25 protein-coding genes are annotated in these 26,413 nt (G+C 72.3%); 7 read left to right on the top strand and 18 right to left on the bottom strand.

Annotated features, from left to right (window positions below):
* Positions 1–8: 8 nt before the first annotated feature.
* Positions 9–1,328, top strand: coding sequence for a hypothetical protein (locus ELY19_RS12835; RefSeq protein ID WP_126196543.1), 1,320 nt, complete (start codon positions 9–11; stop codon positions 1,326–1,328).
* A gap of 15 nt (positions 1,329–1,343) precedes the next feature.
* Here the strand turns inward: ELY19_RS12835 and ELY19_RS12830 are convergent, their stop codons facing one another.
* The 3 genes from ELY19_RS12830 to ELY19_RS12820 all read right to left on the bottom strand — a co-directional run bounded on the left by ELY19_RS12830 (position 1,344) and on the right by ELY19_RS12820 (position 5,464).
* Positions 1,344–2,945, bottom strand: coding sequence for a Y-family DNA polymerase (locus ELY19_RS12830; RefSeq protein WP_126196542.1), 1,602 nt, complete (start codon positions 2,943–2,945; stop codon positions 1,344–1,346).
* Positions 2,942–3,664 (bottom strand): DnaE2-dependent mutagenesis accessory factor ImuA', encoded by a 723-nt coding sequence (gene imuA', locus ELY19_RS12825; RefSeq protein ID WP_126196541.1) that lies wholly within the window; start codon positions 3,662–3,664, stop codon positions 2,942–2,944. The genes ELY19_RS12830 and imuA' overlap by 4 nt, the downstream gene beginning before the upstream one ends.
* A gap of 300 nt (positions 3,665–3,964) precedes the next feature.
* Positions 3,965–5,464 carry an amino acid permease gene (locus ELY19_RS12820; RefSeq protein WP_126196540.1) on the bottom strand — a complete coding sequence of 500 codons (1,500 nt, stop codon included), beginning with the start codon at positions 5,462–5,464 and terminating at the stop codon, positions 3,965–3,967.
* 50 nt (positions 5,465–5,514) lie between these two features.
* Between ELY19_RS12820 and ELY19_RS12815 the strand changes: the two genes are divergently transcribed.
* On the top strand, positions 5,515–6,063 hold the full coding sequence (locus tag ELY19_RS12815; RefSeq protein ID WP_126196539.1) for a CGNR zinc finger domain-containing protein: 549 nt from the start codon (positions 5,515–5,517) through the stop codon (positions 6,061–6,063).
* Between the two features lie 17 nt (positions 6,064–6,080).
* A complete protein-coding gene (locus tag ELY19_RS12810) occupies positions 6,081–7,253 on the top strand; it encodes a serine/threonine-protein kinase (protein ID WP_126196538.1) in 1,173 nt (390 codons plus the stop codon).
* 15 nt (positions 7,254–7,268) lie between these two features.
* On the opposite strand, the gene ELY19_RS12805 is transcribed toward ELY19_RS12810, so the two are convergent.
* Both ELY19_RS12805 and ELY19_RS12800 read right to left on the bottom strand, forming a co-directional pair.
* On the bottom strand, positions 7,269–7,940 hold the full coding sequence (locus tag ELY19_RS12805) for a LuxR C-terminal-related transcriptional regulator (RefSeq protein ID WP_126196537.1): 672 nt from the start codon (positions 7,938–7,940) through the stop codon (positions 7,269–7,271).
* Positions 7,937–9,334 carry an ATP-binding protein gene (locus tag ELY19_RS12800; protein ID WP_227966800.1) on the bottom strand — a complete coding sequence of 466 codons (1,398 nt, stop codon included), beginning with the start codon at positions 9,332–9,334 and terminating at the stop codon, positions 7,937–7,939. The genes ELY19_RS12805 and ELY19_RS12800 overlap by 4 nt, the downstream gene beginning before the upstream one ends.
* 143 nt (positions 9,335–9,477) lie before the next feature.
* On the opposite strand from ELY19_RS12800, the gene ELY19_RS12795 reads away from it, so the two are divergent.
* The gene (locus ELY19_RS12795) at positions 9,478–10,845 is read left to right on the top strand and encodes a PspC domain-containing protein (protein ID WP_126196536.1); all 1,368 of its coding nucleotides are present in this window, start codon (positions 9,478–9,480) and stop codon (positions 10,843–10,845) included.
* The gene (locus tag ELY19_RS12790; RefSeq protein ID WP_126196535.1) at positions 10,835–11,083 is read left to right on the top strand and encodes a hypothetical protein; all 249 of its coding nucleotides are present in this window, start codon (positions 10,835–10,837) and stop codon (positions 11,081–11,083) included. The genes ELY19_RS12795 and ELY19_RS12790 overlap by 11 nt, the downstream gene beginning before the upstream one ends.
* Here ELY19_RS12790 and ELY19_RS12785 read toward each other — a convergent pair.
* The 7 genes from ELY19_RS12785 to guaB all read right to left on the bottom strand — a co-directional run bounded on the left by ELY19_RS12785 (position 11,016) and on the right by guaB (position 19,383).
* Positions 11,016–11,822 (bottom strand): SDR family oxidoreductase, encoded by an 807-nt coding sequence (locus tag ELY19_RS12785; protein ID WP_126196534.1) that lies wholly within the window; start codon positions 11,820–11,822, stop codon positions 11,016–11,018. The genes ELY19_RS12790 and ELY19_RS12785 overlap by 68 nt on opposite strands.
* Before the next feature lie 82 nt (positions 11,823–11,904).
* Complete coding sequence (guaA, locus tag ELY19_RS12780) at positions 11,905–13,476, bottom strand: glutamine-hydrolyzing GMP synthase (protein ID WP_126196533.1); 1,572 nt, start codon at positions 13,474–13,476, stop codon at positions 11,905–11,907.
* 49 nt (positions 13,477–13,525) lie between these two features.
* Positions 13,526–13,909 (bottom strand): hypothetical protein, encoded by a 384-nt coding sequence (locus ELY19_RS12775; RefSeq protein WP_126196532.1) that lies wholly within the window; start codon positions 13,907–13,909, stop codon positions 13,526–13,528.
* A 74-nt stretch (positions 13,910–13,983) separates the two neighbouring features.
* Positions 13,984–14,640 carry a DNA alkylation repair protein gene (locus ELY19_RS12770; RefSeq protein ID WP_126196531.1) on the bottom strand — a complete coding sequence of 219 codons (657 nt, stop codon included), beginning with the start codon at positions 14,638–14,640 and terminating at the stop codon, positions 13,984–13,986.
* A gap of 102 nt (positions 14,641–14,742) precedes the next feature.
* Entirely contained in the window at positions 14,743–16,488 is a 1,746-nt protein-coding gene (locus ELY19_RS12765; protein WP_126196530.1) for an FAD-dependent oxidoreductase, read from the bottom strand.
* Between the two features lie 115 nt (positions 16,489–16,603).
* The gene (locus ELY19_RS12760) at positions 16,604–17,782 is read right to left on the bottom strand and encodes a GuaB3 family IMP dehydrogenase-related protein (protein ID WP_126196529.1); all 1,179 of its coding nucleotides are present in this window, start codon (positions 17,780–17,782) and stop codon (positions 16,604–16,606) included.
* A 59-nt stretch (positions 17,783–17,841) separates the two neighbouring features.
* Positions 17,842–19,383 carry an IMP dehydrogenase gene (guaB, locus tag ELY19_RS12755; RefSeq protein WP_126196528.1) on the bottom strand — a complete coding sequence of 514 codons (1,542 nt, stop codon included), beginning with the start codon at positions 19,381–19,383 and terminating at the stop codon, positions 17,842–17,844.
* 84 nt (positions 19,384–19,467) lie between these two features.
* On the opposite strand from guaB, the gene ELY19_RS12750 reads away from it, so the two are divergent.
* On the top strand, positions 19,468–19,857 hold the full coding sequence (locus ELY19_RS12750) for a DUF5319 domain-containing protein (RefSeq protein WP_126196527.1): 390 nt from the start codon (positions 19,468–19,470) through the stop codon (positions 19,855–19,857).
* Between the two features lie 99 nt (positions 19,858–19,956).
* On the opposite strand, the gene ELY19_RS12745 is transcribed toward ELY19_RS12750, so the two are convergent.
* The 3 genes from ELY19_RS12745 to ELY19_RS12735 are packed head-to-tail and all read right to left on the bottom strand — an operon-like array spanning position 19,957 to position 22,617.
* Complete coding sequence (locus ELY19_RS12745) at positions 19,957–21,135, bottom strand: anti-sigma-D factor RsdA (protein ID WP_126196526.1); 1,179 nt, start codon at positions 21,133–21,135, stop codon at positions 19,957–19,959.
* 1 nt (position 21,136) lies between these two features.
* Positions 21,137–21,709: a sigma-70 family RNA polymerase sigma factor gene (locus tag ELY19_RS12740; protein WP_126196525.1), complete on the bottom strand. Its 573-nt coding sequence runs from the start codon at positions 21,707–21,709 to the stop codon at positions 21,137–21,139.
* Positions 21,710–21,729: 20 nt separating this feature from the next.
* On the bottom strand, positions 21,730–22,617 hold the full coding sequence (locus ELY19_RS12735) for a hypothetical protein (RefSeq protein ID WP_126196524.1): 888 nt from the start codon (positions 22,615–22,617) through the stop codon (positions 21,730–21,732).
* Positions 22,618–22,993: 376 nt separating this feature from the next.
* Here ELY19_RS12735 and ELY19_RS12730 point away from each other — a divergent pair, with 376 nt between their 5' ends.
* Positions 22,994–23,296 (top strand): WhiB family transcriptional regulator, encoded by a 303-nt coding sequence (locus tag ELY19_RS12730; RefSeq protein ID WP_068523271.1) that lies wholly within the window; start codon positions 22,994–22,996, stop codon positions 23,294–23,296.
* Between the two features lie 78 nt (positions 23,297–23,374).
* On the opposite strand, the gene groL is transcribed toward ELY19_RS12730, so the two are convergent.
* From groL to ELY19_RS12715, 3 genes are all read right to left on the bottom strand, one after another.
* Positions 23,375–24,982, bottom strand: a complete 1,608-nt coding sequence (gene groL / locus ELY19_RS12725; protein WP_126196523.1) for a chaperonin GroEL — start codon at positions 24,980–24,982, stop codon at positions 23,375–23,377.
* A 97-nt stretch (positions 24,983–25,079) separates the two neighbouring features.
* Positions 25,080–25,379 (bottom strand): co-chaperone GroES, encoded by a 300-nt coding sequence (groES, locus tag ELY19_RS12720; protein ID WP_068522534.1) that lies wholly within the window; start codon positions 25,377–25,379, stop codon positions 25,080–25,082.
* Positions 25,380–25,554: 175 nt separating this feature from the next.
* The gene (locus ELY19_RS12715; protein WP_227966797.1) at positions 25,555–26,412 is read right to left on the bottom strand and encodes an MmyB family transcriptional regulator; all 858 of its coding nucleotides are present in this window, start codon (positions 26,410–26,412) and stop codon (positions 25,555–25,557) included.
* Position 26,413: the final 1 nt, after the last annotated feature.

Genomic DNA, 26,413 nt, shown 5'->3' with positions numbered 1-26,413 from the left:
GTTGAGGCATGACCTCGAAGCTGACCCGCCCGCTCCGCGCGGCGGCCCGTTCGGCGTGGGCCCTCACGGGCACCGCGCTGCTCGCCGTGCTGATCGCGCTCGTCGCGGGCGGCGCCACCTTCCTCATCGCCGCGGGGACCACTCCGCCGGCGCCCGCGCAGGAGCGGGAGAACGCCGAGAACACGCGCGTCGCCCTCAAGGCCGCCGACGAGTCGCGCGCCCTCTTCGGCCTGCTGTCGAACGCCGTGGTCTCCGCCGGGAACGGCCTGAACACGTCGGCCGGGTCCGTGCCACAGATCTTCGACAGCATCGATACCGCCAAAACCGGTGCCGAGCAGCTGGTCTCGGGCCTCGACGAGGCCTCCTCCCTCTCGGCGGCGCTGAACCAGGTGAACCGGGCGACCGCCACGCTCGGCGGCGCACTCGAGCGCACGCAGGGGCTGCAGCAGGTGGCGGCCGGTACGCGCGCCGCGCTCGTGGCGCTGCGCGGACGACTCATCGAGCACCCCGCGCCCGGCTCGGCCGAGGCCGTCGCGCAGCTCGATCGCGCGCTCGCCGGCTCGAAGGGCGTGGGCGCGCTCGACGACGTGGCCGGACTCCGCGGCACGCTGTCGACCATGACGAGCAGCCTGAGCAGCGCCTCCGCCAACGCCGACGCCTCGCTCACCTCCGCGCGCAGCGCCGCCCGACAGTTGCGGGACGGCTTGACCAAGCTGGCCTCGGCGCGCAAGGACGTCAACGCCTCCGTCACCAACCTGACCACCGGTGTGGGACAGCTGAAGACGGCGCTCGGCGCCATCGACGGCCAGCTCGCGCTGACGCAGACCCGGCTGCGGTCCGTGACCAGCGCGCCCGCCCCGGCGCCGGATCCCGGCATCGCGCGGCCGCTCGCGTGGGCGCTCGTCGTGGGCGGCGCCGCGGGCACCGTCAGCTACCTGGCCGCACTCGCGGTCGCCCATCGCCTGCGCCGCCGGGAGGCGGTCGCCGTGGAGGCAGTCGCAGTGGAGGCGGTCGCCGTGGAGGCCGTCGAAGTCGCGACCGCGGACCTGGCCGAGTCCGCTGGGGACGCCGCCACCGAGGCCACCCCCGCCGAGGAGGTTCCCGTCACAGGACACCACCGGGTTCTGCCGCCGGCCGACGCGATCCCCGACGGGGCCGCGGAGGACGCCCTCGCGGATCCCGTCGGCGACCCCGCCCCCGAGGACGCCGAGGGCACGGCGCTCACGTCCGGGAAGCGGCCGAAGCACCGTCGGAACCGGTTCCGGCCGGCCCCTGCGGACGACACCAATCCGTACCTCTCGGTGGCCTTCTCGGGCAGCGCTGGCTGATTCGCTCGGGCGTTCTCACTCGTACACGCCCTCCACCTCCCATCCCCCGGCGTACTGCAGCAGCAGGGCCCGGCCGTCGTCGCGGCCCGGCGCAGGCTCGAGCAGCACCTGGGCACGGGCCCGGGGCTCGGCGGCACCGTCGGCGGCCCACCAGCGCTCGTCGACCAGCCACGGCCCCGCCCACCAGCGCAGCGGCCAGTCGCGCGAACCCCACACCAGGTGCGTGGGCTCACCCGTGAAGGCGCCGCGCTCGGTGACCCGCACGGCCGCACCCGCGGCATCGGTCATCGTGACCGATGCCCCCGTGACCAGCACCGCGGGCGCCGGCTCCGGCATCCTGCCCGGCCACGGGGCGGCCGGATCGCGGTCCGGGACCGCCTCGTCGCCGAGCGGCACCCAGGTGACCCGCTCGGCCGGGCCGCGACCTCCGCTGCGCACCCCCACCCGCACCGCCTCGCCGCCGAGCAGGCCCTGTACTCGGACCAGAGCGCGGCGGAACCGGGCGGCACCGTCGGCATCGTCGCCCCACATGCCCGCCTGCAGCGCGCCGGCATCGACCACCTCGACGGGCTCGAGCCGCAGCAGGGAGATCGGAGCACCCGGACCGCCCTCCCCGCCGCGCTTCGCGGACCGGCCGGACCGGCCACCGGTGAGCCAGCCGTCGATCTGCCAACGCACCCGGTCGGCGGTGCCGTCCGGGGTGAGCGGTTCGGCGCAGCGCCAGATGCGGCTGTGCCGTTCGCCGTTCGCCGCGATCGCGGAGACCTCCAGCCGCAGGCACGCCACCCCGGCCGCGGACAGCTTGCCGTGCAGTTCCGAGGCCAGGGCGCGGCCGGCGAAGGCCGCCGCGTCGACCCGGTCGATCGGCGGGTCGGGCCGCAGCTCGACCTCCAGCCCGGGTGGCAGGGCAGCGGTGGACGGCGGCCGGTCTCCGGCCGCGCGGGCCTGCCGGTGCGCGGCGATCGCGTCGGTCCCGAAGCGGGTGGCCACGTCGGTCGCGGAGAGCGCCGCGAAGGCGCCGACGGTGCGCAGCCCCAACCGGTGCAGCAGGTCGAGGAGCTCGGTGCGGTCGTCGCCCGCGAGCGCGGGTTCGGCCCCCAGCTGGGCGATGGGCAGCGGGGCGAGGAAGGCCGTCGATTCCCCCGGCGGGACGACGGTGCCGCGGCGGGCGGCGAGGGCCGCGGTGAAGACCTCGTCGGCGATGCCGGCGAGCGACTCCGCCCCCACGGAGGAGGCGGCGTCCACCAGACGCTCGGCGGCCTGCTCCTCGCCGCCGAAGAACCGCGCCGCGCCGCGCGCCGGGATCACCACGAGCCCCGGGCGCAGCACCTCGATGAGCGGGATCAGCGCGGCCACGGCGCCGGCCACGGGCTCGAAGAGCCGCGCGTCCCGCCCCTCGTCGGCCTGGGCGACGTGCAGGCCCGGGCAGCGGGCCTGCGATTCGCGGCGCTTCATGCCGCGGCGCACCCCGTCGGCCCGGGCGGGCGCGTTGCAGGCGACGACCCGGTTGCCGTGCAGGACCGCGACGGGGCGATCGGGCGGCAGGTCCGCGTCCGCCGCCGCGGCAGCCGCCGGCCAGTCCGGGCACCACAGCGCGAGGATGCGCTGCGCGGTCATCGCGCCACCGCCAGGTCCGACGGTGCGCCCTGCGCCGCCCCGCGGTAGGGATTGACGCAGCCGCGGCCGCGCGCGGAGAAGACCAGGTCGATCCCGCGGATCCGGCCGCGCCCGGGGCGGGCGCCGAGGCCGGTGTAGCCCTGCACGCGCGCGCCGAGATGCAGCGCGGCGCCCTCCCAGCGGCCGCCGGTGACGAGCAACACCGAGCCCCGGGAACGGGCCCGGGCGGCGATGGCCCGGCCGCGGCTGGGCGGCACGGCGATGCCGCCCAGCTCGCACAGCACCACGTCGGCACCGTCGAGCAGGATCGAGGCGATGGCGACCGGGTCCGCGAGCGGGCCGGCGATGAGCGCGATGCGCTCCGGATCGGCCCCCTGTTCGAGCGCGGCGGCCATGCCGAAGCCGGACACACCGCACAGCGCGACCCGCGATCCGGCCCGCGAGACGCCGGCCACCAGCGAGACCGCGAGCGAGCCGGCGCCCGTGACCTCCGCGACCGTGCCGCGGGGCAGGCCGCCGCCCGGCAGCAGCCGGGCCAGCTCCTCGTGCACCGGGAGCACACCCATGCCGAGCTGCGATGATTCATCCCGCAGCGGCGCCGCCACCGGCGCCTGCGCCTTCGCCGGACGATGTTTCTGCGGCAGCGCCGCGAGCCGCTTACGCAGCTCCGCCAGCTTCTCCTCACGATTGCCGGCCATCGCCTGAACACGTGCGGACATGTGTCACACCCCTCCCCTACCTTCGGATCCCGCGTCACCGATCAGTGCGGAAGCCGAGCCACGGGGAAGACATGACTAGAACTTCTGTTCGATCTGATCTCAGCGTAAGACCGCCACCGGAGCGGCGTCAAGCGCCGAGGTGGGAGCGGTCCCCGAAAGGCGATGCGCCCAGCACATCACCTGATCTCCGCAGCTCACGACCGATTTCCGAGGCGATGCGTCGCGCGCATCGCCCCACGAGCCGGCCGCGACCCCGGAGACGACGGGCCCGGCGAGGTCCGCCGTCATCGAGCGACGTCGTCAGCCGACGGTGTCGGGATCCCGGTGCGCGGACGCCGCCGCCCGGGGCGACAGGTCGGCCGTCGCCAGGTCGACGGTGGGCGTCTTGGTGATGAGCTTGTGGCCCCACCACAGGCCGAGGAAAAGGATCAGCGCGGCGTAGGTGGTGAGCATCAGCCCGATACCGCCGCTCTCGCCACCGCGCACCGCGACGTAGTACTGGCCGGCGATCACCGCGACGGACATGAGCAGGGCCACGATGGGGCCGGCGGGGTACAGCCAGGCCTTGTACGGCAACTCGTTCAGGTCGCGGCCCTGCGCGTTCCACGCCCGGCGGAACCGGTAGTGCGCCCACGCGATACCGATCCAGGTGACGAAGCCCGCCACCGACGACGCGGTGACGAGCACCGTGTACGCCTTGCCGTCGCCGACCTTGCTCGCCAGGAAGCACAGCGCGCCGATCGCCGCGGTCGCCGCGACCGCGGGCCCCGGCACGCCGGTGCGGGTGACCTTCGCGAAGATCTTCGGCGCGTTGCCCTCGACCCCCAGTCCGTACAGCGCACGGGTCGCCGCGAACAGGCTGGCGTTGCCCGCCGAGAGGATGGCGATGAGGATGACGGCGTTCATGATCGACGCCGCCGCGTCGATGCCCGCGAGCTTGAACACCAGGGTGAAGGGCGCCACCGCGACGTTCTCGTCCGAGGCGTCGAGCAACTCCGGATTGGTGTACGGGATCAGGAAGGCGATGATCGTGAGCGTGCCGATGTAGAACAGCAGGATCCGGAAGAAGACCGTGCGCACGGCCCTGGGGATGGCGCTCTTCGGCTCGACCGCCTCGCCCGCCGCGACCGCGATCATCTCCGTGCCCTGGAAGGCGAAGCCGGCGATGAGGAAGACCGAGAGCATCCCCAGCGGCCAATCCACGAACGGTGCATCGCCGATGGTCCAGTTCGAGAAGCCGGGCGACGGACCGCCGACCACGCCGAACACCATGAGCACGCCGACGATGAGGAAGACCACCACGGCGATCACCTTGATCGAGGCGAACCAGAACTCGGCCTCGCCGAAAGCCTTCACCGCGAACAGGTTCAGCGCCAACAGGCCCACCATGAAGACCAGTGACCAGATCCACGAGGGCACGTCGGGCAGCCAGAACTTCATGATCAGGCCGGCCGCCACCACCTCCGCGGCCAGCGTGATCGACCAGTTGAACCAGTAGTTCCACCCGGCGGCGAAGCCGAAGGACTTGCTGACGAACCGGGTGCCGTACTCCTCGAACGGGTTGCTGCACGGCATGTACGCCGACATCTCGCCGAGGCTCTGCATGAGGAAGAAGACCATGAGGCCCATGACCGCGTAGGCCAGGAGCGCGCCGCCGGGCCCCGCGTCGTGGATCGTGGCGCCGGACGCCACGAACAGGCCGGTGCCGATGGCACCGCCCAGCGCGAGCATGCTGATGTGGCGACTCTGCAGTCCCTTGCGGAGCGAGTCGTCGGGGGTGATTCCAAGAGGGCTGGACACCCGATGAGAGTAGCGACCCCGACACCCATACGGTTAGCATTCGCAGCGTCATGTTCTCCTACGACACCCGATCCGCCCTCGCGAGCGCCGCCGATCTGGTGAACACCGCCCCCGACGCGCGCACGGAGCGCCCCGAGCGCCTGCCCGACGTCGAGTCGCTCCGGGCCTTCGTCGAGCGCTGGGGCTGGACCGGCCCCATTCCGCTGCGTGAGGACGAGCTGGACCGCGTGCACGCCGTGCGCCGCGTCCTGCGCGGCCTGTGGGACCTGGCGGGCGACGAGGCGGGCACCGTCGACCTGGTGAACCGGATGCTCCGCGACGCGGCGGTGCTGCCCCAGCTCGTGCGGCACGACGACTGGCCGTACCACCTGCACGGCTGGAACGATGCGACGCCGATCGCGGAGCGCTTCCTCGCCGAGCCCGCGATGGGCATGGTCGACGTGGTCCGCGCGGGTGCGCTCGACCGGCTGCGCCGCTGCGCCGCGCCGGACTGCGCAGGCGTGCTCGTGGACTTCAGCCGCAACAGCTCCCGCCGCTTCTGCGACGACGGCTGCAACAACCGCTTGAACGTGGCCGCGTACCGCGCGCGCCGGGCCTGACCCTTAGGATCGACGGCGTGGCGGAATCGACGGGTGCGGGCGGAGCGATCAGAGGCGTGCCCGGGCCCGATTACCTGGTCGCCGGCCGCTACCGCCTGACCTCCAAGATCGGGGGCGGCGGCATGGGGGCGGTGTGGCTCGCGCGCGACGAACGACTCGACCGGGACGTGGCAGCCAAGCAGGTCATCTCCACCGAGGGTCTCTCCCGGGAGGAGGCCGACGAGTTGCGTCGGCGCGCCCTCCACGAGGGCCGGCTCGCGGCGCGACTGCAGCACCGCAACGCCGTCGCGATGTACGACGTGGCTCTCGACCGGGGCGAGCCCTGGCTGGTGATGGAGTACCTGCCCTCGCGCTCGCTGGCGCAGGTACTGCACATGACCGGGTCCATGCCCGAGCGGCAGGTCGCCCAGATCGGCGCGCAGATGGCCGACGCCCTCGTCGAGGCCCACGAGTCGGGGATCATCCATCGCGACATCAAGCCCGGCAACATCCTCATCGCGAACCGGGGCCGCGCGTCGGGCACCGTCAAGCTCTCGGACTTCGGCATCGCGCGGGCCAAGGGCGACGATGCCGGGCCAGCGGGGATCATCACCGGCACACCCGCCTACTTCGCGCCCGAGGTGGCCCGCGGCACCGAGCCCTCCGAGGCCTCCGACCTGTACTCGCTGGGCGCCACGCTGTACACCGCGCTCGAGGGCGCACCGCCCTTCGGCGTCGACGAGGACTCCATCGCGCTGCTGCACAAAGTCGCGCTGGGGCAGATCAATCCGCCGAAGAACGACGGTCCGCTCATCCACGTGATCCTGGACATGCTGCAGCCGAGCCCGAAGCGCCGGCCCTCCATGTCCGAGGCGCGGGACCGCCTCGCCGCGGTGGCGGCGGGCGGCGGCAACCCCGCGGCGATCCTGGCCGCCCCGCTGCAGGCCACCGAGGGCGCGCCCGCGGTGTGGCTGCGGCGCACGGCCGGCGAACGCTCCGCCGGTGACCGGGCCGGCACGAGCCGTTCGGCGGCGTCGGGACCGATCGAGCGGAAGCGGCCCGTACCTCCCCCGCCGCGGCCCAGCACCTACGTACCGCCGCCCGTGGCGCCGCCGTCAGGGATGTCGAACACCGTTCTCGCAGCGTGGATCATCGGCGGGTTCATCGTGCTGGCCGCGATCATCGCGGGCATCATCATCGCGATCGGGTGAACGCCCCGGGGCGAGTCAATCGGCGAGGTGGCGCGTGTGCGCCCAGCGGGTCAGAGCGTTGCGGTTGCTCTGCTGCGTCTTGCGCAGCACGTTCGAGGCGTGGGTCTCGACGGTCTTGACCGAGATGAACAGATCCTCGGCGATCTCCCGGTAGGTGTAGCCGCGCGCCAGCAGGCGCAGCACCTCGAGCTCACGCGGGGTCAGTGAGTCCAGCTCCGGATCCAACGCGGGCTCGGGCACGGGCGAGCGGCCGGTGAAGGAGTCGAGCACGAAGCCGGCGAGCCGGGGCGAGAACACCGCATCGCCCTCCGCGACGCGGCGCACCGCGTCGGCCAGCTCCTCCCCCGAGATCGTCTTGGTCACGTAACCGCGAGCGCCGGCGCGGATCGTGGCGATCACGTCCTCCGCGGCATCGGAGACGCTGAGCGCGAGGAACACCGGCGCCTTCTCGAGCTTCGCTCGCGGGGCACCGTCGGCCACGCCGCGCAGCACGGCGACGCCGCCACCGTCGGGCATGTGCACGTCGAGCAGCACCACGTCGGGGGCGGTGGACAGGATCCCCGCCACGGCCTCGCCGACGGCACCCGCCTCGCCCACCACCTCGATGGAATCCTCACGGGCCAGTTCGGCGCGCACGCCGGACCGGAACACGCCGTGATCGTCGACCAGGAACACCCGGTAGCTCACGCACTCTCCTCCGCTGTCTCCGGCGCGACGGTCTCGTCGCCCTCGTGGAGCCTCGCCATCGACAGCCGCACCTCGGTGCCCCGGCCCGGGGCGGTGCGGACCACGACGCTGCCGCCGCGGCGCTCCATCCGGGACCGGATCGACTTGGCCAGGCCCTGCCGGTCCGACGGTACCCCGTCCGGGTCGAATCCGACGCCGCGGTCGCGCACGAAGACGGACACCGACGTCTCGTCGACCTCCGCGTAGGTGTCGATGCTCTCGCAACCGGAATGCTTGGCGGCGTTCACCATCGCCTCCTTCGCCGCGCCGAGCAGGGCGGTGAAGCGGTCGTCGACGCCGAGCTCGGCGCCCTCGACGTCGCCGACGGTGATGACGTCGACCGCCACCGAATGCGCGTCCTCGACATCGGCCGCGGCGGCCTTGAGTGCCGCGGCCAAGGACTGCGCGGGCGCCTCGGAACCGCCGAACAGCCACTCCCGCAGCTCGCGCTCCTGGCTGCGCGCGAGCCGCTTGACGGCGGCACCGTCGGCCGACTGCTTCTGGATCAGGGCGAGCGTCTGCAGCACGGAATCGTGCAGGTGCGAGGCGATCTCCTCGCGCTCGATGGTGCGGACCCGGGCGGCGCGCTCGGCGCCCAGGTCGCGCCACATGCGCACCCAGATCGGCACGGTCAGCAACGCGACCCCCACCAGGGTGAGGACGACGGCGGCGAGGGCCGTCGGGAGCGCTGCCACGTCGACGCGGCCCAGGAACACCACGGCCAGTCCCACGACCACCAGCGTGGCGCCGCCCAACACGCGCAGCCACGTGACGAACCGGGAGCCGCCGGGCGTGGACGACGGTGTCCGCGACGCGGAATCGGCCTCCCGCCAGACGAGAGCCGCGCCGATCCCGATGACCAGGACGGGCACCACGAATCCGGCGCTGGTGTTGCTCGCGACGGACGCGAGCGTCGCGGCACCGACCACGCCGAGGACGGCCAGCGCGAGCCCCTGCCGTCGCTCGGCGGGATCGGGATGCTCGGTATCGGTGCCCGGCCTGCACATGAACCACAGCAGCGCGTACATCACCACGCCCGCACCCAGCAGCGCGAGCAGAGTGAAGGCGATGCGGACCTTGGTGGCGTCGACGCCGAGGTGGTCGGCGATGCCGCCGCACACGCCGCCGATCACCGCGCCGCCGTTGCGGCGGTGCATCCGGGGGTACGACGGTGCCGGGGCCGGCTGCACCGGGGGCGGGACGACCGCCGGCGACGGGCCGGGCGCGCGGAACCCGGCGGCCTGCGCCTGCCCCGCGCTCGGCTGCCACTCCCGCTGCCAGTTCTGCCAGCCCTGCTGCCACGCCTGCTGGCGAGCCTGGTGCCGCACCCACCGGCGCTGTGCTCGTCTGCTCATGATCCCTCGATGGTGGCACGGATCCTCGCCCCCGGGTATCGGGGAAGCCCCTGAAAGATCACCCCTCACCCCGAGGCGCGGCGCCGCGATTTCAGGGTAGATCCCGATGGACCGGGGCGGCCGCGGCCCGCAGGATCGATGGCATGGATACGACAAATCTCTCCAGCCAGCTCCGGCAGATGTGGGAGACCAGGCCGCTCCGGGCCCGCAACGCGCCGATCGCCGGCGTGTGCACGGGCTTCGCGCGCCGCTACCAGGTGGACGTCGCGCTGGTCCGTGCGGCCTTCATCGGGGCGACGGTGCTGGGCGGGCTCGGTTTCATCGCCTACATCGTCGGTATCTTCGTCCTCCCCAAGGAGTCCGAGTACGCCTACGGCACGCCCGTGCAGCGCTCCGGACCTCCGACCTTCGTCCTCATCATCGCCGCGGTGCTCGCGGTGACCATGGGCAGCGGCATGAGCTCCTCCTGGCCCGGCGCCGGGGTCATCAGCCTCGCTCTGCTCCTGGCGGGCTGGTACGCGCTGCACCAGCGCCTGCCGGTTCCCCCGCCCGGCACCGCCGTCTCCGCGCGGCTCGCGCCGCCGGCCCCCGTCGGGGCGTGGCAGCCGCCCGCGGCGCAGTTCCCGTGGCAGCCCGTGTGGACCCCGCCCACCGGCACGCAGCCCACCGGCGGACCGACGGCGACCCCGCCGGCCGGCACCGTGCCGGAGGACGCACCCGAGAACGACCGCACGGAGCCGACCCCGGCCACGGCACCGTCGGACCCCCTGAACCTCCGGAAGGCACCGGCTCCCGAGCCCGCCCCGCGCGTGCAGGCCCCGGTGACCGAGGAGATCCACCCGCCCCGCTGGGACCCGCTGGGCGCGGCCCCGTTCGCGTGGGATCTGCCCGAGCCGGCGGCGGCGAACGCCCCGGTCCCGGTGGAATCCAAGCGCCGCACCCGGATCACGCCCGTGACGCTGGGCATCGCGCTGCTCACGGCGGCGGCGATCGCCACCGTCTCCCTGGTCTTCGGCGTGCCGATCTCGCCCGTGGTGGCCGCCGCCATCGTGCTCGGCGTGGTGGGCACCGGGCTCGTCGCGGGTGCCTTCCGGCGCAGCGGCTACGGCCTTCTCGCGGTCGCCATCCCCCTGGCCGGCTTCGTGATCGTGGGGACGATGGCGCAGAACGTGATGAGCGGGCTCGCCGACGCGCCGCGCGGCGACAAGCAGTTCGTGGTGCCCGCCCCCGCCGACCTGCAGGAGCAGTACGTCCTCCAGGTGGGCTCGCTCCAGCTGGACCTGCGCCAGCTCACCCTGGACCACGACCGCACCGTGACCACCCGGGTCGGCGTGGGCGACACCCGGATCCAGATCCCCGCCGGGATGAACGTGAAGGTGCAGTGCCAGGTGTCGGTCGGGGACTCCGACTGCCCGACGGCCCTGAACACCGTCGTCACCCCCGGCGCTCCCACTCTGACCATCGACGCCCAGGGCAACGTGGGCAACGTGGAGGTGAACCGTGTCCGCTGAGACCGAATCGAGCCGCGCCCGCGGCGTCTCGCCCGCCCTGCTCGTCGCCGGGATCGCGGCCCTCGCGATCGCCGTGTGGGGCGTCGTCGGCGGCCCCCGCCTCGTCGACGCCGGCACCCTGCTCGGGATCCTCGCGATCGGCGCCGTCGTCGTGGCGGGGGTGACCCTGATCAGGCCGCGAAGAGGCTCCGATTCCGCGCCGCCCACTGCGCCAGGCTCATCGCCGGACGCCCACTGAGTTCCTCGACCAGCGAGTTCGCCTCCTGCCGGTACCGGCGGGAGGCGTCTTGCAGGTCCAGGTACCAGCCCGCCATGTCGCCCATCTCGGCGCGCAGCGCCTCCTCGGCCTCCTCGCGGCTGATCTGCTCGAAGCCCACCTCGCGGCCGATGCCCTCGCCGATCTGCGCGGCCATCTCGACCCGGGTGAGGAAGCTCGGTCCGGTGAGCTCGTAGACCTTCCCGATGTGCGCCGAGTGGTCCTCGGCCGCGAGCAGCGCCGCCGCGACCGCCGCGATGTCGTCCATCGCGATCGGCGCGCTCCCCGCATCCGGGTAGGGCTCGCGGACCACGCCCGTCGCGACCTGCCCCGCCCAGCCCGCGAAGTTCTCCATGAACTCGCCCGGACCGAGCACCGTCACGTCGAGGCCGCTCGCCAGGATCGTGTCGGTGAGCGCCTGCCAGTGCGCGCTGCCCGAGGTGGCGACCACGTACTCGACGCCGGCGTCCTTCGCCCGCCGCAGCACCTCGGTCGCGGTCGGTTCGTAGGGCGCGAGGTACATCCCCGTCACGCCCTCGAAGGCGCCGTCGAGCGTCTCCGGCTTGCCGATGAAACCGCTGAAGGCCTCCACCCCGCTCGGCAGCGCCGCCTTCGCGGGGTTCGTGGTGAGCGCCCGGATGTCGCCGACACCCCTCGCCACCAGCTCGTCGACCACTTTCCGCCCGATGTTGCCCGTTGCACCCGTCACCAGAATCGTCATGGCATCGACGGTACCGACGGCACCGGTCAGAACGTGACCGTTACGTCATTCCCCCGGGGGCTCCGCCCCCGAGCCCCCCGCCCTACTCCCACTCGATGGTCCCCGGCGGCTTGCTCGTCACGTCGAGCACCACGCGGTTGACCTCTTCGACCTCGTTGGTGATGCGGGTGGAGATGATCTCGAGCGTCTCGTACGGCACGCGCGTCCAGTCCGCCGTCATCGCGTCCTCGGAGCTGACCGGGCGCAACACGATCGGATGACCGTAGGTGCGGCCGTCGCCCTGCACGCCCACGCTGCGGACGTCGGCGAGCAGCACGACCGGGCACTGCCAGATGGTCCCGTCCAGGCCCGCGGCGGTGAGCTCCTCGCGGGCGATCGCATCCGCCTTGCGCAGCAGGTCGAGGCGATCCTTGGTGACCTCGCCGACGATGCGGATCGCCAGGCCCGGCCCGGGGAAGGGCTGGCGGCCGACGATCTCCTCCGGCAGGCCCAGCTCGCGGCCGACCGCTCGCACCTCGTCCTTGAACAGCAGCCGCAGCGGCTCGACCAGCGTGAACTCGAGGTCCTCCGGCAGGCCGCCGACGTTGTGGTGGCTCTTGATGTTCGCGGTGCCGGCGCCGCCGCCGGACTCCACCACGTCGGGATACAGCGTGCCCTGGACGAGGAAGTCGATGGTGTGCCCCTCGGCCGCCCGCGCCCCCAGCGCCTCCGACACCACGTCCTCGAACGAGCGGATGAACTCGCGGCCGATGATCTTCCGCTTCTCCTCGGGATCGGAGACGCCCTTGAGGTGACCGAGGAACGTGTCCTCCGCGTCGACCGTGATCAGGCGCGCGCCCGTCGCCTCGACGAAATCCTGCTGCACCTGCTCGCGCTCCCCCTGCCGCAGCAGGCCGTGATCGACGAAGACACAGGTCAGACGGTCACCGATCGCCTTCTGCACCAGCGCGGCGGCGACGGCCGAGTCGACACCGCCGGACAGGGCGCACAGCGCGAGACCGTCGCCGACCTGCTCGCGGACGTCGGCGATGAGCTGCTCGGCGATGTTCGCCGCGGTCCACGTCGGCTGCAGCCCGGCGACCTCGTACAGGAAGCGGGTCAGCACTTCCTGGCCGTGCGGGCTGTGCAGGACCTCCGGGTGGTACTGGACTCCGGCCATCTTCTTCTCGACGTTCTCGAACGCCGCGACCGGGGCGCCCGGCGTCGACGCCACCGTCGCGAACCCCTCGGGGGCGACCTGCACGGCGTCGTTGTGGCTCATCCACACCGGCTGCTCCGCCGGGAGCCCGGCGTGCAGCACACCGTCGCCCGTCGGGGTCAGGGTGGTCCGGCCGAACTCGCGCCCGCCCGTGTTGGCGACGGTGCCGCCCAGCGCGCGGGCCATCATCTGGAAGCCGTAGCAGATGCCGAACACCGGAACGCCCAGGTCGAAGACCGCGGGGTCGAGGTTCGGCGCGTCCTCCGCGTACACCGATGCGGGGCCGCCCGACAGCACGATGGCGGCGGGGTTCTTGGCGCGCACCTCGTCGGCGGTGATGGTGTGCGGCACCACCTCCGAGTAGATCCGCGCCTCGCGGACGCGGCGCGCGATCAGCTGCGCGTACTGCGCGCCGAAGTCGACGACCAGAACGGGGTTGGGTGAGGAGTCCGTCACCCGCGTCAGTCTAATCGCCGGCCGGGGCGTGCTCCGACATCAGGGCCGGTCATCGGGGCACGTCGACCAGCTCCCACAGCGGCACGTGCGCGTACCAGGGGAACTCGTCGGGGGTGACGCGGACCTCACGCCCCGCGAGGATCGCCTCGTTCTCGCCGCGCGCATGCGGAGAGAGCACGTCGATCGCGGCCTCCGCGACCCGATGGAGGTCGGCCTCGTCGAACCGGGCCCACAGCACCCGGCAACGCCGGTCGGCCGGCGGGGTGCCCGGGTGTTCGATCGCCCACTGCCGCAGCAGCGACGGGTCCTCCGGGGAACTCGCGAACTCGAACAGCGCGGCGCCGGCGCCGAGCCGATCGCCGATGGACGCGGTGACGCGCGGCTCGTCGTCGGGCCGAATGAGGACGGTGACGAGAGGGAATCCTGCGGACATGCGGTCACGCTACGGCGGAGGTGCCGCCGCCGTCATCAGGGTTTCTCCCTGTTCCGCCCCTGATAACGCCCGGTCTACCCCTCGCGGCGGCGGACGATCTCGGCGATCCAGATCGGCGCGAAGGGCGAGGTGCATCCCTTCGACACCGGGTAGTCGGCGAGCACCTGCAGGTCCTCGCCGATCGCGATGGCGCGCTCGCGACGCGACGCGTCCTCGATGCCGATGGTCGCGAGGGTCTCGTTCATCGCCCACTGCAGCTTCGGTTCGGCGTCGCGCATCTCGCAGGCGACGGTGTCGAGCAGGGCGTCCCGGTCGAGGTCAGCGGTCGTCACCGCGTGCGTCGTGAGCGCCCAGCCTGCCGCCCGGACCCTCGGGTCCGGATCGTCGAACCACCGGGTCCGCAGGGCGGCGGCGTGCGGCGACTTCTTCACCACGTAGTTCAGCAGCCAGTCGTGCGCCTTGTCGCTGCGAGTGGTGCGCAGCATCGTGTCCAGCTCGTCCTCGGTGAACGCCTTCGGCTTCACGATGAGCAGTGCGACGAGCTGCGCGGCCACGTCGCCGCAGGTCCACAGCTCGCGGGCGAGATCCGGGTCCGTGCCGATCGCCTTCGCCACGGCCCGCAGCTTCGTCAGGTTCACCCCGTGCGGATCGCCGTGCCGCTCGTTGACGGCCCGTGCCTTCGGGTCCTCCAGCGCCGCCAGCTCGGCCACGACCTCATCGACTCGCGTCATGCCCCGAGGTTAGCGCTGACGAAAGTCGCATCCTGCGGGCGGCCGAGGCGAAATCCCGCCTCGGTGGGCCGTAGAACGCGACTTTCGGAAACCGTGATCGGCTCAGGCCTGCGACTCCTGCGCCGGACGGACCTTCGGCAGGGGCAGCAGCAGCTGGCCGGGCGCACCGGCGGGCACGGCCGGCGCCTTCGGCGCGGTGGGGGCGATGCGCTGGTAGCCGGTGCCCTGCGCGGGGCGCGGGTCCTGCTCGCCCTTGTTCGGCCACAGCGACGCGGCGCGCTCGGCCTGCGCCGCGATCGACAGCGACGGGTTGACGCCGAGGTTCGCGGAGATGGCGGCGCCGTCGACCACGAACAGCGACGGGTAGTTGTGGATGCGGTGGTACGGGTCGATGACGCCGGTCTCGGGCGTCTCCGAGATCGCCGCACCGCCGAGGAAGTGCGCGGTCATCGGGACGTTGAAGATGTCGCCCCAGGTGCCACCGGCGACGCCGTTCAGCTTCTCCGCGCCGATGCGGGCGGCCTCGTTGCCCGCGGGGATCCAAGTGGGGTTCGGCGCGCCGTGCCCCTGCTTGGAGACCATGCGGCGCTTCTTCGAACCCGGGATCTTCTTGGTGTAGGTGGTGATCGAGTTGTCGAGGCTCTGCATCACCAGCAGGATCAGCACGCGCTGACCCCAGTCCTTCTGCGTGAGGAGCAATTTCAGGTCCGAGGGCTTCTTCGCGAGGCCCTTGAGGAAGCCGCCGAGGCGGGTGCGCTGCTCGCCGCCGTCGACGAGCAGCGTCTGCAGCAGGCCCATGGCGTTGCGGCCCGGGCCGTAGCGCACCGGCTCGATGTGCGTGTCGGGCGTCGGATAGAAGGAGCTGGTGATCGCGACGCCCTGCGACAGGTCCTGCGACGGGTCGGCGTGCACGCGGGCCGACCCGAGGATCGACTCGGAGTTGGTGCGGGTGAGCACGCCCAGGCGGTCCGAGAGCTTCGGCAGCGCGCCGGTGTCCTTGAGCGAGTGCAGCAGCGTCTGCGTGCCCCACGTGCCGGCGGCGAAGACCACGTTGTCGGCCGTGTAGACGGTCCGGTTCTTGCGCGCGACCGCGCCGGTGCGCACCGTCGAGACCTCCCAGACGCCCTTGCGGCCCTCACGCAGGCCGGTCACCGTCGTCATCGGGATGAAACGCGCCCCACCGGCCTCGGCGAGGTGGATGTAGTTCTTCATCAGGGTGTTCTTGGCGCCCACGCGGCAGCCCGACATGCACTGGCCGCACTCGGTGCAGCCCGTGCGGGCGGGGCCGGCGCCGCCGAAGAACGGGTCCGCGTCGGTGCGGCCCGGCTGGTTGAAGTACACGCCGACCGGCGTCTCGGTGTAGGTGTCCGCGACGCCCATCTCCTCGGCGATCTGCTTGATCACCCGGTCCGACGGGGTCTCGTGCGGGTTCTTCACCACGCCCAGCATCCGGCGGGCCTGGTCGTAGAACGGGCTCAGCTCGTCGTCCCAGTCCGTGATGTCGCGCCACTGCGGGTCGTTGAAGAACGGCGCCGGCGGCTTGTACAGCGTGTTGGCGTAGTTCAGCGAACCGCCGCCGACGCCCGCGCCCGCGAGCACCACGGCGTCGTTGAGCACGTGGATCCGCTGGATGCCGTAGCAGCCGAGCTTCGGCGCCCACAGGAACTTCTTGAGGTTCCAGGTGGTCTCGGCGAAGTCCTCGTCCTCGAAGCGCTGACCGGCCTCGAGCACGCCGACGCGGTAGCCCTTCTCCGTGAGCCGCAGCGCCGTGACGCTGCCGCCGAATCCGGAGCCGATCACGAGCACGTCGAAGTGATCGCCCGACTTCTGCTTGACTGCCTTGGCCATCTGGCACCCCTCACCCGTCCGCGGTGGACATGTGTCGTCACCGGGCCGCGGCTGAAGCGGCCCTACTGACGGGTAACGGTACTACTAAACGCCACTCAATAACAGGCCTTCGCGGTCAGTACGCGACGTTGAGGCCCACCTTCTGGAACTCCTTGAGCTCGCTGTAGCCCGCCTTCGCCATCGACCGGCGCAGGCCGCCGACCAGGTTCATCTGGCCGTTCGGCTCCGTCGACGGGCCGGTGAGGATCGTGGCGAGCGACGGCGCGGTGCCCGCCGCGGCGCCCTCGCCCGCGTCCAGTCCGCCGAGCTGCGCGGGCGCGACGGCGCCGCGCGGCATCGACGGGTGCGCCGCCACCGACGGCCAGTACCAGCCCTTGCCCGGGGCCTCCGCGGCGATCGCCAGGGGCGCGCCCAGCATGGTGGCGTCGGCGCCGCAGGCGATGGCGCGGGCGACGTCGCCGGAGCTGTAGATGTCGCCGTCGGCGATCACGTGCACGTACCGGCCCCCGGTCTCGTCCAGGTAGTCGCGACGGGCCGCCGCGGCGTCGGCGATCGCCGTCGCCATCGGGACGCCGATGCCGAGCACCTCGCGGGTCGTGGTGGCGCCCTCGGCCGAGCCGTAGCCCACGATGACGCCCGCGGCGCCCGTGCGCATGAGGTGCAGCGCGGTGCGGTGATCGCTCACGCCGCCCGCGACCACCGGCACGTCGAGATCACCGATGAAGGTCTTCAGGTTGAGCGGCTCGCCCGACGAGTCCTCGGCCGAGACGTGCTCGGCGGAGATGATCGTGCCGTGGATGACCAGCAGGTCGATACCGGCCTTGACCAACACCGGCGTCAGCTCACGGGCGCGTTGCGGCGAGACGCGCACGGCCACCGTCACCCCGGCATCCCGGACCCGGCCGACGGCGGCGGCCAGCAGCTCCGGATCGAGCGGCGCGGCGTGCAGCTCCTGCAGGCGGCGGATCGCCGCGATGCCGGTGATGTCCGACGCGGCCAGTTCGACGACCTGCTCCAGCTGCGCCTCGGCGTCGCGGTGCCGCGAGAACAGGCCCTCGGCGTTGAGCACACCCAGGCCGCCCAGTTTGCCGAGCTCGATCGCGAAGTCCGGTGATCCGATCGCGTCCGTCGGGTGCGAGAGGATCGGGGTGTCGAAACGGTACGCGTCGAGCTGCCAGGCGGTGGACACCTCCTTCGAGGAGCGGGTGCGCCGCGAGGGGACGATGTTCACGTCCTGCAGCTCGTAGGTGCGCCGGGCCGTGCGGCCCATGCCGATCTCAACCATGTCGCGCAACGCGCTCAGTCCTTCCGGTTCCGGAGCGAACGCCCCGAATGTGCCTGTTCAGCAGGGGTCTAGCGCGTGGTGTAGTTCGGCGCCTCGACCGTCATCGTGATGTCGTGCGGATGCGATTCTTTCAGACCCGCTGCGGTGATCTGCACGAACTGGGCGCGGTTGAGGTCGGCGATGGTCTGGCTGCCGGTGTAGCCCATGGCCGCGCGGAGGCCGCCGGTGAGCTGGTGGATCACCGAGCCGAGCGGACCGCGGAAGGGCACGCGGCCCTCGATGCCCTCGGGGACCAGCTTGTCCTCGGAGAGCACGTCGTCCTGGAAGTAGCGGTCCTTGGAGTACGACTTGCCCTGGCCGCGGCCCTGCATGGCGCCGAGGCTGCCCATGCCGCGGTAGCTCTTGAACTGCTTCCCGCCGACGAGGATGAGCTCGCCCGGGGACTCCGCGGTGCCTGCGAGCAGCGAGCCGAGCATCGCCGTCGACGCGCCGGCCGCGAGGGCCTTCGCCACGTCGCCCGAGAACTGGAGGCCGCCGTCGGCGATGACGGGGACGCCCGCCGGCGCGCACGCGGCCGTCGCCTCGAGGATGGCCGTGATCTGCGGGGCGCCGACACCGGCGACCACGCGGGTGGTGCAGATGGAGCCGGGGCCGACGCCCACCTTGACGCCGTCGACGCCCGCCGCGACCAGCGCCGCCGCGCCGCCGCGGGTGGCGACGTTGCCGCCGATGAGCTGCACGTCGTCGCCGATCTCGTGCTTGAGCTTCTCGATCATGTTCAGCACGCCGCTCGAGTGGCCGTGCGCCGAGTCGACCACCAGCACGTCGACGCCAGCGTCGCGCAGCGCCATGGCGCGCTCCCACGCCTCGTCGCCCGCGCCGACGGCGGCACCGACCAGCAGGCGGCCGTCGGAGTCCTTGGTGGCGTTCGGGTGCTGCTCGGTCTTGACGAAGTCCTTGACCGTGATGAGCCCGGTCAGCTTGCCGCTGCCGTCGACGATGGGCAGCTTCTCGATCTTGTGCCGGCGGAGCAGACCCAGCGCGGCCTCGGCGGTGACGCCCTCCTGCGCGGTGATCAGGGGCGCCTTGGTCATCACCTCGGCGACGGGGCGGTCGAAGTCGACCTCGAACCGCATGTCGCGGTTGGTGATGATGCCGACCAGCGTGCCCTTGTCGTCGGTCACGGGCAGGCCCGAGATGCGGAACCGCGCGCACATCTCGTCGACCTCGCGCAGGGTGTTGGTGGGGCTGCAGGTGACCGGGTCGGTGACCATGCCGGCCTCGGAGCGCTTGACGGTCTCGACCTGCTGCGCCTGCGCCTCGATGGAGAGGTTGCGGTGCAGCACGCCCATGCCGCCGTTGCGGGCCATCGCGATGGCCATGCGGGCCTCGGTCACGGTGTCCATCGCCGAGCTGATGAGCGGCACCTTGAGCGAGATCTCGCGGGTGAGTTTGGTGGAGATGTCGACCCCCGACGGGATCACGTCGGAGGCGGCGGGAACGAGGAGGACGTCGTCGAAGGTGAGACCGAGCATGGCGACCTTGGCGGGGTCGTCGCCCCCGATGAAAACGTTGCCGGATGCGGGCGCGGAAGAGGCGGAGCGCGTCATGTATCCATGGTACGCGGCGGATTCCTGCGCTCGTACAGCGCGTGTGACTGGCCTTCCCCGGGCATTTCTGCGTACCGTGGGGGCGTGCGCAACAATCTTCCCCCCGGCCTCCCGCCGGACCCGTTCGCCGACGACCCGAGCGACCCGACGGCCGCGCTGGACTCGCTCGACCCCGGTCAGCCGCTCGATCCCGCCGAACGACTCGCCGTCGAGGAGGACCTGGCGGACCTCTCCGTCTACGAGGCGCTGCTCGCGCACCGCGGCGTCCGCGGTCTGGTGATCTGCTGCGACGACTGCCAGGAGGATCACTACCACGATTGGGACATGCTGCGCGCGAACCTGCTGCAGCTGCTGGTCGACGGCACCGTCCGTCCGCACGAGCCCGCCTACGACCCGGCGCCCGACGCCTACGTCACGTGGGACTACTGCCGCGGCTACGCGGACGCGGCGATGAACCTCGCGAACGAGGACTGATCGGCTCCGGCGCACCCCGGACACGGCGAAGGCCCCCACCGCTGCGGTGGGGGCCTTCGCCGTCCTGCGCCCGGGCGGCCGCCCGTGTACCGGGGACCGTCAGCGCGGGAGCCACTCCTCGGGAACGATCGTCAGCACCGAGGTCGACGCGGCCGTCGTGGTCGTGGCCGTCGGGCGGGGCCGCGTCGTGGTCGTCGTCGGTGTGGTCGTCGTCGTGGTCGTCGTGGTGGTCGGGTCCGTCGACGTCGGATCGGGCGTCGTGGTCGTCACCGTCGTCGTCGGGGTCGTCGGCCGCGTCGAGGTGGGGCGCGTCGGCGTCGTCGGGTGCGTCGGCTCGGTCGGGATCGTCACCGTCGGCTCCGTGGTCGACGTGGGCGAGGTGGGCGGGATCGGCGACGAGGGCGTCGTCGGCCGCGTCGAGGTGGGCAGGTCGGTGGACCCGACCGGCAGCCCGGCCCGCGCCTCCGCGGCCCGGATCCGCTCCTCGAGCGCGGCCCGGTCCTTGTCGTTCTTCACCTTCGCGGCCTGCTGGCGCGCGCTGACCAGCGCGGCCTGCGCCTCCGCCTGGTTGCTGGAGTCGATCGCCCGGTCCGCGTTCTCGAGCTGCACCTTGGCCTCCGACGTGGCGATGGTCTGCGAGGCGGCGTCGGAGAAGACGACCTCCTTGACACTCCACAGCGCACCGTCGCCCGGACTCGCCGAGTTCACGAGCACCGTGCCGCCGCCGAGGATCGCCACTGCCGCGGCGGCCGCGCCGGCCACGAGACCGAAGCGTCTGCCGCGGCGCGACGGAGCATCCCCGATGGGGGTGACGTCGCCGTCCTCGTCGCCCGACGGTGCGCCGCCGGCGGCGGGCGCCGGGGGCACCGGCCGGGTCGCCCGCGACGGGCGGGCGCTGCGGCCGCGGCGCCCCGTCTCGGTGGCCGCCACCAGCTCGTCGATCGACGGGCCGGACGGGACCGGTGTGGTGACGATCTCGTCGCGCCAGTCCGCGAGGAGCGACGCGAGCGCGAACTCGGTCTGGTCCGCGGTCGTGACGGCGCCGCCGGCGGCGAGCGCCTCGATCAGGTCGTCGTCGCGGCGGACCGCGGCCACGTCGACGGGTGCGCCGTCGTCCGTGACCCGGTCCACGAAGCCGGTGTCCTCGGCTCCCAGCTCGCGGGGCGCGCCGGGCCGCATCGGGCGCATCGGCGGACCCAGACGGTGAGCGGCCGTGCGCTCGGGGTCGTGCGCATCGCGCCCGTGGTTGCCGCCCCGCTTGTCGTTGTCGTCGGCCATGTCAGTTCTCACCTTCTTTCGCGATCTGGTTCTTCAGCTTGGTCAGCGCTCGGTGCTGAGCCACGCGGACGGCACCGGCGGTACCGCCCACGGCCTCCGCGGTCTCCTCGGCGGACATGCCGACGACCACGCGGAGGATCAGGATCTCGCGCTGCTTCTCGGGGAGCGTGCTCAGCAGGCGGGCCATGTCACGGCTCGCCTCGGTGGCGAGCGCGTGGCTCTCGGGTCCGCCTTCCAGCGACGCTCTCTCTGGAATCTCGCCGACGGGGTCGGATTTGTTACGGGAGGCGTTCCGGAAGCCGTCCGCGACCTTGTGCGCGGCGATGCCGTACACGAACGCCATGAACGGACGCCCCTGGTCTTCGTAACGGGGCAGAGCCGTCATCACAGCCATGCACACCTCCTGCGCGAGATCCTCAGCCGACAGCGAGTGCCGCTCGCCGCCCCCGACCCGCGCGCGGCAGTACCGCACGACGAGAGGTCGGATGGTGTCGAGGACATCTGCGAGCGCGGACCTGTCACCGCGCGCTGCCTCGCGCACGGCCCGGTCGAGCTCCTCACCTGTCAGATTCATCGCCAGCCTGCATTCCGCCGTTACACCCCTGCCAGATCCGCGCCATCACGAATCCATTCCTCCTCCAGAGCAGCGACGATCCTCGCCGTGGCCGCCCCCCGCTCCTCTCCTGACGTGCCGCTCATCATTTTCGCACCGGCCCACCTTAGAGGATTCAACACCGACTCCGTGGCGACCTGGTAGCCCTGCTCGACGAGTTCGGCGGCGCGGTCCCCCTGCCCCGCGGCCATGGCGGCGGCGCCCGCGATGAGGAGCGTCTTCGCGTGGTGACGCGCCCGCCCGACCCCCGGATCGGCCGTGAGCAGCGCGTCGACGGCGGCCGCAGCGCCCGCGGCGTCCCCGGAGTACACGGCGAGCTCCGCGGCGACCCAGTCCCGGCGCAGGCGCGCGCGGGGCACGGTCCACCACGGGGCCGGCGCCCCGTCGCGGAGCGGACGGTCGGCCGGTGTCGCGGTGTGCGCGGTGTGCGCGGCGTGCGCGGCGAGGTGCTCGTCGGCCCGCTGGAGGAGGCGCGCACTCAGCGCGAGGCGGCCGGTCCCCAGGGCGTCCGCCGCGAGGCCCACCGTCGCGTCGACCGTCGACGCCACCCCGAGGTGGTATCCGGGTTGTCCGAGTGCGGAGATCGCAGCGGCGAGCGCGGCACCGTCGGGCACGGTGGCGGCACGGTGCCTTCCCGACTGCCGGAGCATCGACGCCTCGAGGCAGCGCGCGGCGGAGACGAAGGGGCCCTCCGCGATCCGGGCACAGCGCGTCCGCGCGGCGGCGAACCGTCCGGCCCCCGCGAGCGCCACCGCGCGGAGCCACGCGCGCCCGTCGGGTCCGTCGAGGAGCCCCGCGGGACCGCAGTCCGATCCGAAGGCCGCGACGAGGAGCGCGTCCGCCGAGGCGCCCGGATGTCCAGTTTCCAAAGATTTAACCTTCCAGAATTTGCAGACGTGACAATGGCTCAGGAGGCTTGTTCTCGGGCGTTGACGTTACCGTCATGTAAGAGTCAAGTCGCGCACCGACCGGCCCTCGTCGCGTCCGCATCCCGCCGGAAAACGCCGTAAAACATGTCGTTACCTGCGGCGACCAGGCCGCCGATTCGGGGTTCACGGTCGCAATTCATCAGGTTCACATCGACTCAATGAATGAACGCGACGTTAATTCTCACGCTGATCGAATCACCCCCCAGATGCCTCGGAACGGGTTGACCTTCGTCTGGCGAACTGCCTACGGTGAGAGCGCGAGAGGAACAACGACGTTTCCACGCCCGCGAGAACGCCGAGTGTCTGGAGAATGCGCATGCCTCAACCCAACGAACTCCCCGGTCCCAACTCGGACTTCTGGGATTGGCAGATGCATGGCGTGTGTCGCGGGGTCGACAGCTCGGTGTTCTTCCATCCCGATGGCGAACGCGGCCGCGCCCGCGCTCAGCGCGAGCGTCGCGCGAAGGAACTGTGCCGCACCTGCCCCGTTCTCGCGCAGTGCCGCACCCACGCGATCGCGGTCGCCGAGCCGTACGGCATCTGGGGCGGCCTGTCGGAATCGGAGCGCGCCGCCCTGACCGCGAAGTCGCGGGTCAAGACGAGCCGCATCGCGGGCTGACCCCCGCTCCCCGGAACGCCGGAGCGCCCCCGACCTCGCGGTCGGGGGCGCTCCGTTTCTCGGTCGAGCCGGGGGCGGCTAGTGCGCGTGCCCCGCGTGCGCGTCCTCGGCCTCCTCGGCCGGCTTGTCGACGACGGTCGCCTCGGTGGTGAGGATCATCCGCGCCACGGACGCGGCGTTCACCACGGCGCTGCGGGTGACCTTCACCGGGTCGATGACGCCGTCGGCGATGAGGTCGCCGAAGGCCAGCGTGGCGGCGTTGAAGCCCTTGCCGGTCTCGGTCACCTGGTTGACGATGACCGCGCCGTCCTCGCCCGCGTTGCTGGCGATCCAGAACAGCGGGGCGGTCAGCGCGCGACGGAACGCGCGCACGCCGAGCTTGACGTCGCCCTCGGCGCCGTCCTCGAGGTCGGCCAGCTGCGCGCTGACCTTGACCAGCGCGGTGCCGCCGCCGGAGACGATGCCCTCCTCGACCGCGGCGCGCGCGGCGGAGACGGCGTCCTCGACGCGGTGCTTGCGCTCCTTGAGCTCGGTCTCGGTGTGCGCACCCACGCGGATCACGGCCACGCCGCCGGCCAGCTTCGCGAGGCGCTCGGAGAGCTTCTCGCGGTCCCAGTCGGAGTCGCTGTTCTCGATCTCGGCCTTGATCTGCGCCGCGCGCTTCTTGACGTCCTCCGAGGAGCCCGCACCGTCGACGATGGTGGTGGCGTCCTTGGTCACCTCGACCCGGCGGGCGCTGCCCAGCAGGTCGATACCGGCCGTGGCCAGGGTCAGGCCCAGGTCGGTGTTGATGACGGTGCCGCCGGTGACGATGGCGAGGTCCTCGAGGAAGGCCTTGCGGCGATCACCGAAGAACGGCGCCTTCACGGCGACGGCGCGGATCGTCTTGCGCAGGGTGTTGAGCACCAGGGTCGAGAGCGGCTCGCCCTCGACGTCCTCGGCGACGATGAGCACGGGCTTGCCGGTCTCGACGATCTTCTCGAGCAGCGGCAGGAAGTCGGGCAGCGACGTGATCTTGTCGCGGACCAGGAGCACGAGGGCATCGTCGAAGACGACCTTGCGCTCCTCGAGGTCGGTGACGAAGTTCGGGGAGATGTAGCCCTTGTCGAACTGCACGCCCTCGGTGACGACCACGTCGGTCTCGACGCCCGAGCTCTCCTCGACCGTGACGACGCCGTCGGCGCCGACCTTGGTCATCGCCGAGCCGATCATCGTGCCCAGCTCCGCGTCGCGCGAGCTGACGGTCGCGACCTGCGCGATCGCCTTCTCGCCGTCGACCGGGGTGGCCTGGGAGACGAGGATCTCGGCGGCCTTGTCGGCGGCCGCGCCGATGCCCTTGCCGAACTCGATCGGGTTGGCGCCGGCCGCGACGTTGCGCAGGCCCTCCTTGACGAGCGCCTGCGCGAGCACGGTGGCGGTCGTGGTGCCGTCGCCGGCGATGTCGTTGGTCTTCGTGGCGACCGACTTGACCAGCTGGGCGCCCAGGTTCTCGACCGGGTCCTCCAGCTCGATCTCCTTGGCGATGGTCACACCGTCGTTGGTGACGACGGGGCCGCCGAACGCCTTCGCCAGCACCACGTGCCGGCCGCGGGGGCCGAGGGTGACCTTGACGGCGTCGGCGAGCTCGTCGACACCGGCCTCCAGGCTGCGGCGCGCCGACTCGTCGAATGCGATTTGCTTAGCCATGTTTCAAAGCTCCTAAGCTCTGCGGAAACGGCCGGACCGCCCGTCCCCGGCGGTTTCCCAGGGGGCCGGGCGGTCCGGAATTCGCACGTGTGCGCCGTTACTTGCCGATGACGGCCAGGACGTCGCGCGCGGAGAGCACCAGGTACTCCTCGCCGTTGTAGTTGAACTCGGTGCCGCCGTACTTGCTGAACAGCACGGTGTCGCCCTCATTGATCCCGGTGGGGACCCGGTTGCCCTGCTCGGTCACGCGGCCCTCGCCCACGGCGACGACGGTGCCGGTCTGCGGCTTCTCCTTGGCGGTGTCCGGAATAACCAGGCCCGAAGCAGTGGTGGTCTCGGCCTCGGTGGCCTTGACCAGGATCTTGTCGTCAAGCGGCTTGATGTTCACGCTTGCCACAGTTCGCCTCCATGTGTGGATATCGGTGTCATGTTGTCTGGCCCGAAAGTCACAGCCGTCGTCGCGGGTGCCGGCGTCACCTTGTGCGCGCGGGATGCCCCGCACGCACGAACCACTTAGCACTCTACCGATGGGAGTGCTAGCACTCAAGGGCGGCGTTGGAACAAGCTCCGGATCACCCCGATCGATCGGCCCCCGGCGGCAGGTAGCCGGCCAGGTGCGGCGCCCTCCCGAGGATCTCACCGAGCGCGGCGTCGGCCCCGTCGGCGCCCCGGCCGAGGGCGCGCCGCGTCCCGTCGTCCATCGGATAGAAGGCCTCGAGAACGAGACTCTCGAGCACCACGTCGTGAGGCCCGCCGAAGGTGGTGAGCGTGCTGACGAAGGCGAGCTCCGCGCCGTCCTCGCCCCGCAGCCGGAACGGGACGAAGACGCCGGGCACCGGGTCGGGCGCGGCGGCGACGGCCGGCGCCGGATAGTCGCGCAGCTCGCGGTACAGGTCGGCCAGGCGGGGGTCCGCGGTGCGCTCGTGGGTGCGCCGGACCCGCGCGAGCACGGACTCCCGCACCTGCGCGTGGTTGAGCAGGCGCGGTGCGAGCCCCGCGGGGTGCAGCGTCAGCCGCATGACGTTGAGCGGCGGGGCGAGCAGAGCGGCGTCGACACCGGCCACGAACAGCGCGGCCCCGGTGTTGGCGGTCACCAGGTCGAATCCCGCACCGAGGACCAGCGCCGGATACGGCTCGTGCGCGGCGAGAACGGTCTCGAGCGCCGCGCGGACGGGCCGCATCGGGGCGTCGTCGAGACCGTGCGCCGAATAGGCCGGAGCGAAACCGGCGGCGAGCAGCGCCGCGTTGCGCGCGCCCAGGGGCATGTCGAGGTGCTCCCCCAGCGCGGTCACGAGGCGCCGGCTCGGCCGGGCCCGGCCGGTCTCGACGAAGCTCAGGTGGCGTGCCGAGACGCCCACCGCCAGCGCCAGATCGAGTTGGGTCCGCCGCCGTCGCAGCCGCCAGTCCCGGATCATCTCGCCGCAGGTCACG

The sequence above is a fragment of the Tsukamurella paurometabola genome (assembly GCF_900631615.1).
GTDB classification, from domain to species: Bacteria; Actinomycetota; Actinomycetes; order Mycobacteriales; family Mycobacteriaceae; genus Tsukamurella; species Tsukamurella paurometabola_A.
The sequence above is the reverse complement of the archived record's forward strand: the minus strand, read 5'-3'. Positions and strand labels throughout refer to the sequence as shown.